This window comes from Maribacter halichondriae (assembly GCF_027474825.1).
GTDB lineage: Bacteria > Bacteroidota > Bacteroidia > Flavobacteriales > Flavobacteriaceae > Meishania > Meishania halichondriae.
Genome location: NZ_CP107030.1, coordinates 2,876,179 through 2,890,131, shown reverse-complemented (window position 1 = coordinate 2,890,131; position 13,953 = coordinate 2,876,179). Strand labels below are relative to the sequence as shown.

Annotated in this window: 14 protein-coding genes; 12 read left to right on the top strand and 2 right to left on the bottom strand. The window is 34.5% G+C overall.

The features are described 5' to 3' along the window. Positions 1 to 103: 103 nt before the first annotated feature. On the bottom strand, positions 104 to 811 hold the full coding sequence (locus tag N8A86_RS13335; RefSeq protein ID WP_273565845.1) for a LytR/AlgR family response regulator transcription factor: 708 nt from the start codon (positions 809 to 811) through the stop codon (positions 104 to 106). Continuing rightward, entirely contained in the window at positions 801 to 1,541 is a 741-nt protein-coding gene (locus tag N8A86_RS13330) for a sensor histidine kinase (RefSeq protein WP_273565844.1), read from the bottom strand. The genes N8A86_RS13335 and N8A86_RS13330 overlap by 11 nt, the downstream gene beginning before the upstream one ends. Positions 1,542 to 2,050: 509 nt before the next feature. Here N8A86_RS13330 and N8A86_RS13325 point away from each other — a divergent pair. The 12 genes from N8A86_RS13325 to N8A86_RS13270 all read left to right on the top strand — a co-directional run bounded on the left by N8A86_RS13325 (position 2,051) and on the right by N8A86_RS13270 (position 13,568). Continuing rightward, complete coding sequence (locus tag N8A86_RS13325) at positions 2,051 to 2,407, top strand: hypothetical protein (protein WP_273565843.1); 357 nt, start codon at positions 2,051 to 2,053, stop codon at positions 2,405 to 2,407. Next, positions 2,404 to 3,069 carry an SMP-30/gluconolactonase/LRE family protein gene (locus tag N8A86_RS13320; protein WP_273565842.1) on the top strand — a complete coding sequence of 222 codons (666 nt, stop codon included), beginning with the start codon at positions 2,404 to 2,406 and terminating at the stop codon, positions 3,067 to 3,069. The genes N8A86_RS13325 and N8A86_RS13320 overlap by 4 nt, the downstream gene beginning before the upstream one ends. Further along, complete coding sequence (locus N8A86_RS13315) at positions 3,062 to 3,472, top strand: DoxX family protein (protein ID WP_273565841.1); 411 nt, start codon at positions 3,062 to 3,064, stop codon at positions 3,470 to 3,472. The genes N8A86_RS13320 and N8A86_RS13315 overlap by 8 nt, the downstream gene beginning before the upstream one ends. Before the next feature lie 70 nt (positions 3,473 to 3,542). Continuing rightward, positions 3,543 to 4,835: a TolB family protein gene (locus N8A86_RS13310; protein WP_273565840.1), complete on the top strand. Its 1,293-nt coding sequence runs from the start codon at positions 3,543 to 3,545 to the stop codon at positions 4,833 to 4,835. 61 nt (positions 4,836 to 4,896) lie between these two features. Then, positions 4,897 to 5,577, top strand: coding sequence for a hypothetical protein (locus N8A86_RS13305; RefSeq protein ID WP_273565839.1), 681 nt, complete (start codon positions 4,897 to 4,899; stop codon positions 5,575 to 5,577). Between the two features lie 11 nt (positions 5,578 to 5,588). Next, positions 5,589 to 6,104 (top strand): ankyrin repeat domain-containing protein, encoded by a 516-nt coding sequence (locus N8A86_RS13300; protein WP_273565838.1) that lies wholly within the window; start codon positions 5,589 to 5,591, stop codon positions 6,102 to 6,104. Between the two features lie 53 nt (positions 6,105 to 6,157). Further along, the gene (locus tag N8A86_RS13295) at positions 6,158 to 7,051 is read left to right on the top strand and encodes an alpha/beta fold hydrolase (protein ID WP_273565837.1); all 894 of its coding nucleotides are present in this window, start codon (positions 6,158 to 6,160) and stop codon (positions 7,049 to 7,051) included. 25 nt (positions 7,052 to 7,076) lie between these two features. Then, positions 7,077 to 9,305 (top strand): carbohydrate binding family 9 domain-containing protein, encoded by a 2,229-nt coding sequence (locus tag N8A86_RS13290; protein WP_273565836.1) that lies wholly within the window; start codon positions 7,077 to 7,079, stop codon positions 9,303 to 9,305. A 2-nt stretch (positions 9,306 to 9,307) separates the two neighbouring features. After that, entirely contained in the window at positions 9,308 to 10,381 is a 1,074-nt protein-coding gene (locus N8A86_RS13285; RefSeq protein WP_273565835.1) for a DUF2911 domain-containing protein, read from the top strand. Positions 10,382 to 10,530: 149 nt separating this feature from the next. After that, positions 10,531 to 11,967, top strand: a complete 1,437-nt coding sequence (locus N8A86_RS13280; protein WP_273565834.1) for an ankyrin repeat domain-containing protein — start codon at positions 10,531 to 10,533, stop codon at positions 11,965 to 11,967. A 29-nt stretch (positions 11,968 to 11,996) separates the two neighbouring features. After that, positions 11,997 to 13,121: a hypothetical protein gene (locus N8A86_RS13275; RefSeq protein ID WP_273565833.1), complete on the top strand. Its 1,125-nt coding sequence runs from the start codon at positions 11,997 to 11,999 to the stop codon at positions 13,119 to 13,121. A gap of 12 nt (positions 13,122 to 13,133) precedes the next feature. Continuing rightward, positions 13,134 to 13,568 (top strand): hypothetical protein, encoded by a 435-nt coding sequence (locus tag N8A86_RS13270; RefSeq protein WP_273565832.1) that lies wholly within the window; start codon positions 13,134 to 13,136, stop codon positions 13,566 to 13,568. Positions 13,569 to 13,953: the final 385 nt, after the last annotated feature.

Sequence of the window (13,953 nt, the reverse complement as noted above, 5' to 3'; positions counted from 1 at the left end):
ACCAGTTTAGAAAAATCTTAAAATAGGTTCCCTTTATTGGAAAGCAATCAACTCTATATTTTCAACTAATTTTGACTATTGTACCAAACCCTGTTACCAGAAACTATCCTTTCCTTTTAAGGATGTCAAAAAAAGCATCCTTGTAGGTATTTCCGATGGACAATTGCTTATCAGCTATCTCCACATAGTCGCTACCATATGCCTTTATTTTGGAAAGGGAAATTATATGGGATTTATGAATACGGACAAACTGCTTTTCAGGGAGTTTTTTTTCAAGTTCGATCAATGTATGGTAGACTACCAAGAATTCATCGTTGAAGTAGATTTTGACGTAATTGTTCAATCCTTCTATATACTTGATTTCGTCATAATACACCTTAACATTTTTCCTGTCAACAGCAAAGTAAACAAAAGGTCTATCTGACAGTAGATTATTGTTTATCGAGGGCTTCTTATTGAAATTGGAACCAACTTTATTCACTGCCCTTAAAAACCGCTCAAAAGAAAAAGGTTTAAGTAAATAATCGACCACATTTAACTCATAACCCTCAAGTGCAAATTCCCTATAGGCGGTGGTGAGAATTGTTGGTGGGGGATTTGTTAGGGTTTTTAAAAAGCCCAGTCCTGTTATCTTGGGCATCTCTATATCCAAAAAAAGAATGTCTATGGCATTTTCATTAAGTATCCGCAATGCTTCCATAGCATTATCACATACCCCGAATACTTCTAGATTGGGCGTGTCCGAAATAAAGCCCTTTACAATGTTCTGAGCGATTGGTTCATCATCAACTATAAGGCATTTAAGTTTCATCCCCATCTGATTTTATAGTTAACCGGACTAGAAAAGTATTGTTTGCTTTATGAATGTAAAGTTCTTTGTCCTTCCCATAGATCAGGTCTAAACGCCGAGAAACGTTTTTGAGACCCAGTCCCCCGGTATCACTTTTTTTCTCAGCGTCTGTCGCACTATTCTCGATGATAAAAGATAACAAATTATCTTCTGCCTTAACATTGATGTTTATAAACCCCTTTTTCACCTCATTTTTCAATCCATGTTTAAAAGCATTTTCAACAAAAGGGACCAAGATTAATGGAGGTATTTCAATATTTTCGGTCTTGCCCTCTACTTTGAAGGTCAAGGACACCCGTTTGTCATACCTTTCCTTTTCCAAGGAAATGATATTCTCTATTAAAGTCAATTCCTTGTTCAAGGGAATTTTATCAATATTGGACTCATATAGAGTATAATTAAGTATATCGGAAAGCTTTAGGATAAGGCTTGGGGTTTTTTCTGATTTTTCCAATGCAAGTCCATAAATACTATTAAGGGTATTAAACAGAAAATGAGGATTGGTCTGCGACTTTAAAAATTTCAATTCCGCATCGGTTTTTTCTTGCCGTAAGGCTTCAGTTTCTTTGCGATTCCGGAACCAATCCAAAAACAATTTGAAACCCGTTGTGAATGCCACTGGAGAAACAATGATCAGTATCGCCTGTACCAATCGGGAAAAGTTCAAGGGCTCAATACTTGCATCCGTCATCCATTGAGGAAAATATTTCGGATAGCCCCAATATAAAACAAAGTAACGATGAGCTATACCAACAATGACCAAGAGAAGGATTAATGAAAGGAAGTATGCTACAAACTTACTTCTATAAAGGTACTTGGGTATCAACAAAAACCAATTTACATAAACAGCAACTAACCTTGAAGGCAGAAACAACACTTCGAATATAACTGCTTCCGCGAAGCTTTGCCTGTAACCCCATTCCGATACCGCAAATGAGGTCATTATGATTACCCAAAAAAGGATATGATATGTTATCTGTTTTAAGTTCAAAATCAATTTTGCTCACAATCCACAAACGTACGGCTTACAATTAATGTAAATCGATTTTTTATGTGAACCCGCTCTTGCGGTATGTAAAATAAACAATTCGCGATACACATAGGGAAAAACTTATTTCACATAACCATATACAGTGTTAATGTAATAAAATCAAAGCCGGTAGTAATCATTCCTAAATTTAATGTTCAAAATTATAACTCGTGCGCAGAAACATCGGATTTTCGGTTCTCTTTCTTTACGTCTTGACATTCATTCAAGTAGACATGAATGCCCAAAGTGAAAAAACCAGGATTAATAACAGTTATACCTCATTCTCAATTCCAGAGAAAGATCTACTGCCAGAAAGTATCGCTTATGATTCGGCCAATGGGGATTTTTATATGGGAAGCACTAGAAAGGGTAAAATTATCAAGGTCTCAAAGAATGGGGCAATCTCAGATTTTATCCACCCAAAACAAGATGGCCTTTGGATGGTCGTGGGGTTAAAATCGATTCTAAAAGAAGAATCCTATGGGCATGTAGTTCGGGAGGAGACAATCTTGAAGGATACAATTTGAAGGATGAAGAGCAAGGTAGGCCCGCCGGGATTTTTAAATTCAATTTAGATAATGGAAAGCTCATTAAAAAGTTTTTGTTGGATGCCCCAGGGGAAGTTCACTTTTTCAATGACCTTGTCGTAAATAGTGCCGGGGACGTATTTATTAGCCATATGTTCTCAGAATCTTCTATTTACAAAATCTCCAATGATAATGACCAACTAGCAATATTATATTCTTCGGATATTATTAAATATCCTAACGGTATTACTCTGTCTGATGATGAATCAAAACTGTATGTGGCCCATTCTGAAGGAATAGCAGTGGTTGACATTTCAAACGGAAAAATTAGTCCGATTCAAATACCTGAAGGTCTTAAAATATCGCATCGCGAAAGTATAGATGGCCTCTATTACTTCAATAATTCTTTAATTGGAATCCAACCGGACATTAGGACAGTTCAACAATTTCACTTGGATTCAACCGGAACATCGATTTTAAAATCCACATTGCTCGAAGTAAATCATCCCATGATGAACAATCCAACTACTGGAGAATTGGTTGATGATACCTTTTACTATATAGCAAATGCCCAGTTTGGTAGCTTCAATGAAGATGGCAGCTTGTTTTCTATAGAAAGACTATATGAACCCACTATTCTAAAAGTAAAAATCAATGATTAAAATACCTAAGCTTAATCTAGTTTGGATTATTCGTTATTGGCTTGGAATCATGCTAATGTACCATAGTTACTGGTTTTTCTTTGAAACCAATGGTTCGCAAGATTTTACAGCATACCTGGAAAACAACCACTTTCCTCTACCAAACATATTAGGATTTATCGCTAAATCGGTTGAATTCTTTGGTGGTTTGTTATTGGTATTGGGCCTTTGGACTAGACTCGTTTCTATCTTGATTGTTTCAGTGCTTGGCGTAGCAGTTTTCTATATGCACAAAGGCCTATTTTGGAGCGAAGGTGAGTTGGCTTTTTGCTACTTGTTAATGGCAATCATTCTATTTTTTAATCCGGAAATTCCATTTAAAATTTTCAACAGAAAAAACAATAAAAACAATGACGAAGTTTAATGTCAAATATCCCTTAATACTATTCCTTGTTTTGGTAAATCTCGGGTTTTCACAAAACAGTGACGCTGACATGCATACCGCTTTCTATGACTATATAACCAAAGAAGGTGGCAACTGGAAGGCATTTAATCCCCAATTCAAAGTTGGGGATACCATAGGTTTTAACGATTTTATTTTAAAGTTCACTAGAAAAGACCCTTTAAGTATTGAAGGAAATATTTATGGAGTAAACGCTAAAAAAGACACCATTCATTTTTGGTCTTTTACAGAGTTTTACTCTCCCAATAAGAAAAAATCTATCATTATACAACGTTCATCCGATGGCAGTAGTTATGCAATTGGAGAATCAACCATTATAACTAAAGATGAGCGTATTGGTGAAATGGAGTTTTTCTACCCAAACGGTACGTCGGAAAAACATAAAGATTCTCACTTGCTTTTTGGTGAGGATAAAATGCGTTCAACAAGTTATAAATATGATGCAAACAATGAACTAGAGCTTTTGTCAACATTGGTGTGGGAACGTAAATATGATAAAGCATATGACTATAAATATGCAGTTGTTATTCCAAATTCAAAAAGAATCCTATTTGTTTCGGATAAAGATGGTGATGACGAAATATATAGTATGGATATAGATGGAAACAATGTTATACAGTTAACAAATAATGAAGATAAAGATTTTCTACCAGGAGTATCTCCTGATGGCAGAGAAATCATTTTTACATCTCAAAGAGACCGTAAAGAGGAGTTATATAAAATGAATATTGATGGTTCAAATCAAGTACGCTTAACAAATAATGACCGATTAAATAACGAGGCAGATTGGTCACCTGATGGAAAAAAAGTAGCGTTTTTATCACAGCCGAAACAACATACGCCTCCATGTTTGTTCATTATGAACCCAGATGGCACAGGAAGAACTAAAGTCACAAAAAGTGAAGGTTTAGTTGAAAGCTTTCCAAATTGGTCTAAATCCGGAAAGTATATCTCATATACTCAAGGTAATGATAATGGAAGAAATCCTGATTCGTATGTTTATGAGGTAGCCACAGGAAAAACGTTTGCCGCTGCGGAAGGAAAGTTTAACGAGTTTGGAACCCATTGGTTAGGTAGTGGTGATGATAAATTACTTTTCTCTTCAAATAGAACAGGTAACTATCACATATATGTTGCTCACATTAAAACAAAGAAAATAGAGCAACTCACATCTGGTGAATTTCATGATTCATCTCCAAAAACTGGCTTTAAACCAAATTCAATTCTATTTATTTCAGATCGGTCTGGGCCAAGTAGAATTTATTCTATGGATTTAAAAACAAAGAAAATTGGGTTAATTGAGGCTAATTGGGGAAACCTCTAACCATATCAACTAAACTAAATTTATTAATGATGAAAATTTTTTAAAACATATAATTATCTCATTGGCCTTACTTCCTAACGTTATTAGTGCTCAAAACTCTGTTGAATCTACACTATCATCTACTGAAATTAAAGACATGAAAATTGCTGTGCAATACTATTGGGATTGGAATTCAGATCAAGATCCAATTAAAGCAATTACTTTACTTGAAGAGATAACTTCTAAAAACCACGATAATTGGGTTGCGCCATATTGGGCAGCTTATATCTCGACTCAGATTGCAAATTCATCAGATAAAAATAAGATTGAGTATTTAGATAAAGCACAATCCTTTTTTGATCAGGCCAATAGTCGCTATTCATATATGGCCAAAAATGACGACAAATATTTACTCTCAAATTTTAATGCGCTACACTGTTTAATCTTAAGGTTAAAAGGATTCTACTTTAAGTCAATTAATAATGTGTTAGAAGCGAATGATTATTCAAAAAATTCAATTGAGCAACTAAACAACGGTATTAGAAATAGTCCGAACAACCCAATTTTAATGGTCTTGGCTGCGACCGAAATGGCAACTGCAAAAGACAAAAATTTCGGGGACATAATAGCAGCAATTGCACTTTTAGAAAAAGCCAAATCGGAGTTTGGGAAAATTAAAGACCGAAACACAATAGATATCTCCTACTGGAATGAGCACTGGATAGATTCCTGGCTCGGCAATTTAAGACCTCCTAGTAATTAACGTAGAAAATTATGAATAGACAAATATTTTTAAAAGCAAGCCTGTTAACAGCCGGAACAATAATAGTAACCCCAACACTAGTATTTGGCAAAAATGCTATACAGGATCGAGACCCACCGCAATTAGATAAAGAACTTGTTGCAAAATTTGTAGGAGCTGGACATAGTAAAATTGATGTAGTTAAACAACTTTTAGAAGAACACCCCACCTTATTAAACGCTGCACACGATTGGAGAGGTGGCGATTTTGAAACGGCACTTGGTGCAGCTTCTCATGTAGGCTATAAAAAATTGGCACAATTCCTCATAGATAAGGGAGCTCAAACAAATTTGTTTACTGCGGCAATGTTTGGTAGAATGGATATTATCAAGCCAGTTTTAAACTATTTTCCTAATAGTTTACATGCTAAAGGACCTCACGGTTATACTTTATTACATCATGCACAACGAGGCGGCGAAGAGGCTGAAATAGTTGTCGAATATCTTAAGTCTTTAGGTGCAAAGGAGACAAAAATTGCATTATACTAATCCATTTATGCGATTCAAGCAAAAGTGATTAATTTAAAAAATGGATAAATGATATGAGTCAATCCTTCCCTTTCCTTCCCTTTAAATCTAATTTTACTAAAGTCCATAGTTTTAAGATCCATTACTTAGATGAAGGTGCTGGAAATCCTGTATTGTTTGTTCATGGCAATCCGACTTATAGCTATCTCTGGAGAAATATAATCCCAAGTGTTGTTAATAGACCAAACACAAGGGTCATAGCAATTGATCTTTTGGGATTTGGTTTTTCCGATAAGCCTAACATCCCTTATACCGTTGATCTTCATTATTCAATTCTAAAAGAATTCATTTCAATTCTCAATTTAAAGAACTTAACCATTATAGCTCATGACTGGGGAGGTCCATTAGCAGTTAAATATAGTATTGATCATCTGGATAACATGAATAAGCTATTGGTTATGGATACTTTTTTATGGAATCTTACTTGGGACGATTTTCCTAAAAAAGTGAAGTTACCCTTCAAACTGATGCGTTCAGCTTTTGGGTATTTTATGATTCAGGTAATGAATGGATTTGTTAAAAGTTTTATCCCTCAAAACATTTATCATAAAGAAAAAATCACTGCAGAGTTAATGGATAACTATAAGTTGCCATTTCCCACTGTTAAATCTAGAAAGGCAATTAGAGAATTTCCTAAAATGATTCCAGTAAATGGGAAGCCTAAATCCAGTTATGATTTCTTTGAATATTTAGAGAATCATATCAACAAAATCAATATTCCGTTTAAAATGCTTATTGCTAAACCTGGAATGGGTGAAGTCAATATGGCAAAAGTTCAGCTTTTAGTGGATATTATGCCAAATTTTTCATTTGAATATATTGAATCTTCTGGGCATTATATGCAGGAAGACAGGCCAGATGAAGTTGTTGAAATTATCTTATCATTTATTAATCAAGAACATATTTAACTTATCTATTTAAGAACTCAAAACAATGCGACTAAAAACCCTTTCTATTCTAATATTATTTATTCAACCAACTGTATTTGCACAAATAACAGATATTCCTAAAAGAACTGTATCAATTGAATTGGATGGGGTTATTAATTCTTCTGAATGGCAGAATGCTTTTGAGTTAAATAATTTTAAGCAGATAGAACCTAATCTGGGTGCTAACGCTACTGAAAATGTTGTTGTAAAGGTGTTATATGATGCACAATTTCTTTATATATCTGCCAATATTTCTTTCAATGACCCTTCGCAAATTTTCGCTACTACACTAGAGCGAGATAAGGCACAATCTGATGATGACTACTTTGAAATTTATATTGATTCTTACAATGACAAACTTAATACTTTAGTGTTTAGAACAAACCCTTTAGGAGCTAGGCAAGATCTTGAAATAAGCAGAAATGGGGAGGATTTTAATAACTCATGGAATACCTTTTGGACAGCAACATCAAAAATAAATGAAGATGGTTGGAGTACCGAAATGCGAATTCCATTTTCTTCATTGCGTTATGAGAAATCTGATATAAATATAATGCGAATTAAAGCTATTGTTAAATACAAACTGAAGAATGAACGTGTTATTTCACCACAGAACAATACAGAAATTGATTTTGCACATTATCATTTTAGTAATTCAGAAGAGATACAATTTCAGGATTTACCTTCGGCAAAGCCATTATATATTACACCTTATATAAAAGGGAATATTATAAGCCAAAATCCTTTAAATACCGAAGGAACTGCATACGAAAATCAGACTACCGCATTTGAACGCAAAGCTTATGCAAATAATGAAACTTTAGATAAAGTATTAAGCAATATCGGCTTGGATATAAAATATAAACCCAGTGCCAATAGCACTTTGGATTTTACGCTTAATACAGACTTTGCAGAAGTTGAAGTTGATGATAGAATCGTTAATATTTCCAGATTCCCAATTTTCCTGCCAGAGAAGCGATTGTTCTTTCTTGAAAATGCAGATTTATTTAATTCTAATCAATTTGATCATCGCTTGTTCAATTCTAGGCGAATAGGCATTGAAAATGGAGCCGCTATTCCAATAATTGGCGGATTGAGATTTACTGGAAACAGTTCAAAATGGCAATATGGTGTTTTAAATATGCAGACTCATAAGGTTGAAGATGTAGCCTTATCAAACAATATGAGTGTCTTAAGGTTGCGCAGGACCATAGGAACGAGAGGCTCAAATATTGGTCTGTTAAATACAAATAAAATCAACAAAGAAGAAAGCAATCACTTGGTAGCCATTGATGCCAACATAAGATTTACTGACATTATTAGAACCCGCATTACCTTGGCCTCTACTTTTGATACACAAACAGGAAACTGGAAACCAATGTATGGAGCTGCACTAAATACATTTAGAGCCAATGGCTTTGGGATTGATTATGTTTTTAGAAATTATACAGAAAATTTTAATCCTGAGTTAGGTTTTGTTTTTAGACCCAATACAAAACGAGCTACTCTAAATAATGGTTGGCGCAGAACCTATTCGAATTCTGATTTTTTACGTTTTTTTAGATTTGGGCATTACATTACTAAATATTGGGTATCCTCAACTGGAGCCCATGAAACCTTTCAGACTAATTTTTATGTCACAGCTATTCACAAAAAGGGTTATGAAATCTCTGCGTTCTTACCTCTTTATTTGGAGGATAATTTAACTTTTGATTGGCAAATAGCTGATGGTGTCACGATTCCAACTGGCGAGTATAGAATGTGGAAATTCAATCCTTTTATAAGCACGGGAAACGCCAAAGCTTATCAGCTATTTTTAGATGTAGAATTTGGCGATTTCTATGGTGGTAAGCAGTTTACATCGTTTATGAATGCTTCTTATGATTTTAGTAAGACATTTAAAGCCGAATTAGGTATTACATATAACAATTTAAGTTTCCCTGAAGCCTATGCAGTAAACACCTCAAGCAAACTTAATTTGAGTCGTTATTATACACGATTAAAATTGAATTTTTCATCCAAAGCTTCCATCAATACTTACATTCAGTACGACACTAGATCAGATAAAGCAGGGTTAAATCTTCGTTTCAGATACAACCCTATCGAAGGTACTGATTTATATTTAGTATATAACCATAATGCAAATACAAATCGCAATGCGCTATCACCCAGACAGCCCTTTACAGATAATCAGGTAATTGTGGTAAAATTTTCTAAAACATTTCTCAATTAATTATGAATGCAAAAATTACTTATTTGACTTTTATATTAGTGATATCACAATTTGCGTATTCGCAGTGGGAATCACGAGATATTATTACAAATGATAATATAAGCTATCCTGAGACTAGCAAAATGGCTATGATATCACATACTATTGGTATCACAGAAATCACCATCAAATACCACAGACCAGCAGTTAGAAACAGAAATATATTTGGCACACTTGTTCCATATGGGGAAGTTTGGAGAGCAGGAGCTAACGAATCTACTACAATTAGATTTCAAGATGATGTCATAATTAATGGGCAAACACTGAAATCTGGTAATTATGGTATCCACATGATTCCTGATAAAGACAAATGGACTGTTATCTTTTCTAAAAATCATGTGCAATGGGGAAGCTTTTATTATGACCAAAGTGAAGATGCATTGAGAGTAGAAGTTACACCCCAAGTTTCAGATCATCAAGAATACTTAACATACAATTTTGAAAATATTGAGGCAAATAAAGTCAATATTGTACTTAAATGGGCAGGACTAAAAATACCATTTACAATAGAGGTAGATGAAATTAAAACTACAATAGCTGTTATAGAAGACGAACTGAGAACACTGCCCCGTTTTTCATGGCGAGGCAACCGAGAAGCAGCTTTATATTGTTGGTTGCATAATACAAATTTAGACAAAGCATTAAAATGGATTGACCGTTCTATAAGTTATGAACGTAGATTTGAAAATGTGTATCAAAAAGGACTCATTCTAGAATCACTTGGTGAAATAGAAGCATCTAATGTATTGATAAATGAAGCTTTGAAGCTAGGCAGTGAATCTATGTTTTTATATGTTGGGCGAGAAGCATTAGGTCATCATAATTCACCTGAAAAGGCAATAGAACTATTTGAAAATGCTTTAAAGTATTTTCCTAAGTCTTACAAAGCAAAGATGCTAATTGGCAATGCATATGGATGGATGGGAAAAAAAGAAAAGGCTGATATAGCATTTAATGATGCTTTAGTATTAGCAAAAAATGAAAAAGAAACTAATGATATAAAATCTTACATAAATAGATATAAGAAAAATTATTAATAGACAAAAAAATGGACATTTACTATCATTTAAATAACCTTTTACCAATAATAAGGTGATTGTGGTGAAATTTTCAAAAACCTTTTTAAAATAAAACAAGGACGAGAAGAAAATTTATGTTTCAAATTATAGCATAACAAATAAATATTATGGAATCTAGAAGAAAATTTGTAAAAAAAGCTATTATAGGAGGGGCTGCGTTAGCAGCCGTACCTCTTATTCTGAGTAATTTTGGAGGAGAAGAAAACCATTCAAATATCAATATGGATAAATTTCTTCAAGCTTGTTCTAATGGCAATATATCTAAAGTCAAGGAACTTTTAGAAAACAATAAAAACCTATTATCCGTAAAAGATAATATTGGTAGGACAGGTTTTGTACTAGCCTTATTAGCCGGACATAAGAACCTTGGGGAGTTTTTAAAGAAATCTGGATATCAAGTCGATTTGCATGAATCTGCTTTGAGCTTAGATTGGGAAAGCTATGATAGTCTTTTAGGAGAAGAGTCAGAATTAACCAAAGATGTGATCAATACCTACCACCCAATGGGGGGAAACGTAATGTGGGCAGCTGCAACCGGAGGTGCAGGAAAGGATATGTGGCGAATCTATGCAAAATGTGGAAACCCTAATTTAAGTTTTAAAAATGAAAATGGAACCACACCAATTCAAAAAGCACTTCGATATTCAAATTTAGCTGTGGCTGAATTAACTGCAGCAGCTTTATTATCAAATAATACGAATCCTAACCCAGCAAAAAATGCAGATTTGCCACCATTACACATTGCAGCCAAACGTGGAAGTTATGAAATGGTAGAAATGCTTATTCGATTAGGTGCAGATGTTGACAGAAAAGATATAAATGGAGACTTGGCTATAAAATTGGCAGAACGTGAAGGGCATAAGAGCGTTTTTGACCTTATTGCTACACATAATGAAATTCCTAGAACAGTTCATACTTCTCGCTTAGCATACGATCGTGATGGCAATACTTACAAAAAACCAAACATAAATGAAATTCCATTGTACTTGAGGAGACGGTTAGTAGGTATGTCTCATGGCAATTTTGATTATGTTAAGAAAACGGTTCAAGCAGATGCACGTATGGCTCATAGCGTAGCAACAACCAGTGAAATCTGTGTTGAGGCTTGCGCACATATTGGAAACAAAAAAATAGTTGAATTTTTAATAGAGAATGGAGCACCATATTCATTGCCTACGGCTGTTATGCTTAATGATTTTACTACTGTTAAAAGACTTTTGGATGAAGATCCCAACCGAATATATGAAAGAGGAGCACATGATTTTGCGCTTTTGTGGTATCCCATCATTGGTAGAAGTGGTACCGATATGACAGAATTACTCATAAACAGAGGAGCCAAAGTTGAAGAGCAGCACTTTCTAGGCACAACAGCCTTGCATTGGGCTAGCCAGAGAGAACAATTTGATCAGGTTGAGTTACTTGTAGCGAATGGTGCCGATGTTAATAGAATTGGGAGAAAATTTGAATCTGAAGGAGAAACGCCGCTTCAATCTACTAAAAATGATGAAATAAGGAAATTCCTAATTAGTAAAGGGGCTAAATAGTATTAATAACTCAATTAAATTTTTAAATCATGAAAAAACATCGATTCAACTATTCAATTTTGGTTTGTATATTTTTTACGTTCCTTAATTCATTTGATAGTTTTTCTCTATCTAACGATTTTTCCAGCTGCAATAACGATTATGTAGTTGACGAAGCAACTTCTGAAGCTATTCCAAAATGGGTAATAGAAAATTGGGAGACAAGAACCGCTGCAACTGGTATATGGGTAGCCGATAACAAAAACTATAAAAATGAGCAAGAACCCTATGATGCTTATGCTCTTCACTGGCAATATGGTATTGGCAATAAACATATCAAAGGCAGATTATATGTTATAAAAAATGATGAGGATGCAGGGACTATATGGGAATTCACGGAGTATTGGGACCCATTGGATAGCAAGCTTAAAATTATGCAGATTGGAAGTGATGGCACATTAGGTCATGGAGAGATATGGAAAATGGAAAATGGCAATATAAAAGAGCTACAAACTTTTACAACACCAGATGGCATTGAATATTCATCAGGTCATATATCTTGGATGTCAAATGGTGTTAGTACCATTGAATCTTACAGTGTAAAAGGTGAAGAATGGACAAAAATGCGAACGTATGACTGGAAACTTAAAAAGGAGGAATTATTACCGATTCCTAAAGAATATAAAGACATAGCATATTTAATTGGTACTTGGGAGGTCCCTGTTGGGGAAAATAAAGCTAGAATGACATTTTCTTGGGGAAAAAATAAGAGAACCATACTCTATAAAAATGAATTTAAACGTGCTACAACTAATAAGTGGGTTCAAGAAAATCAAGGTTTAATTACTTATAACGGCATTGAAGATGCGCTAGTGTTTATTACCTCTTATTCCAGTTTGAATAATCCACTTATGGCTAATGGTAAGTTTAAATTTGATGAGGATAGGACAATATATCGCGAATTTACCTGTCATTATAAAGAAGGTGCTGGTCTACCGTGGAGTAATGGAGCTAAAGCACCTAAAGGCGGAAAAAGCATAGAATTTAAACAAATATGGTCCCCAGTTGATAACAATAACTTTACGGGAGAATTCTTTTGGAAGAAAAATGGTGAATGGGAACATCCAATAAAAACTGGTTCAAAAATAGAATCTTGGACTAAAGTATTGAACTAAAACCTAGGTATTATGAAATTAAAAAAGACCACAGTTTTTATCGTTTTAATGATAACGAATATTTGTGTTTCCAATGCGCAGAACAGGGAGAATCCACTAGAACAACTCTCTTTTTACATAGGCACATGGGGACTTCCAAATGACGATCCATTTATACAAAAAAGGCCTAATTTAAAAGACCTAAAGGTTATTGATTTTGAATGGGGATCCGATAAAAGATTGATTCATTCAAGAACAGGAATTTACGCTAAGAATGACACGATTATGTTCTCAGAAGGCATTATTACCTATAACCCAACTACAAGTAAATTAGAATGGTTGGAATTTCAGATAGATGGTAACTTGTTATTTCAAGGCGAGTATAGGATTATGGGAAGTGGTAAAGTACAAAGGAGTATACTGTACATTACCCGAAAGGTGATAAAACCATCCCTTACCCAGAGGTGAGTGGTTGGACGCGCTTGTATAGAGAAACCTTTGTTCCTACCTCTCAAAGTTCAATTGATTGGATTACGGAAGTTTTTATAAATGGCAAATGGATACCAGGCATGAGTGGTGGAGATACGAAAGCAGTAAGGGATAATTGATATAATAACAGGAATCAAAATACCGTGACTATCTAGCTTTCCTTAAAAGGGTGAAGGTTACACCATGTACGTTAATTACCGCTGCAATCTTAATCCGAATTCCTAAAACCAGTTCGCCGCCCTTGCATCAGTGCAATATGCGTTCTTTCGATTGAGATAGAATAGTTAGTGGGATATTTTCGGCCTCGCTCCAAAGAATAACCTGTTGGCGCTAGCATTTGAAATTCGATAAGTGTGAAGGATCT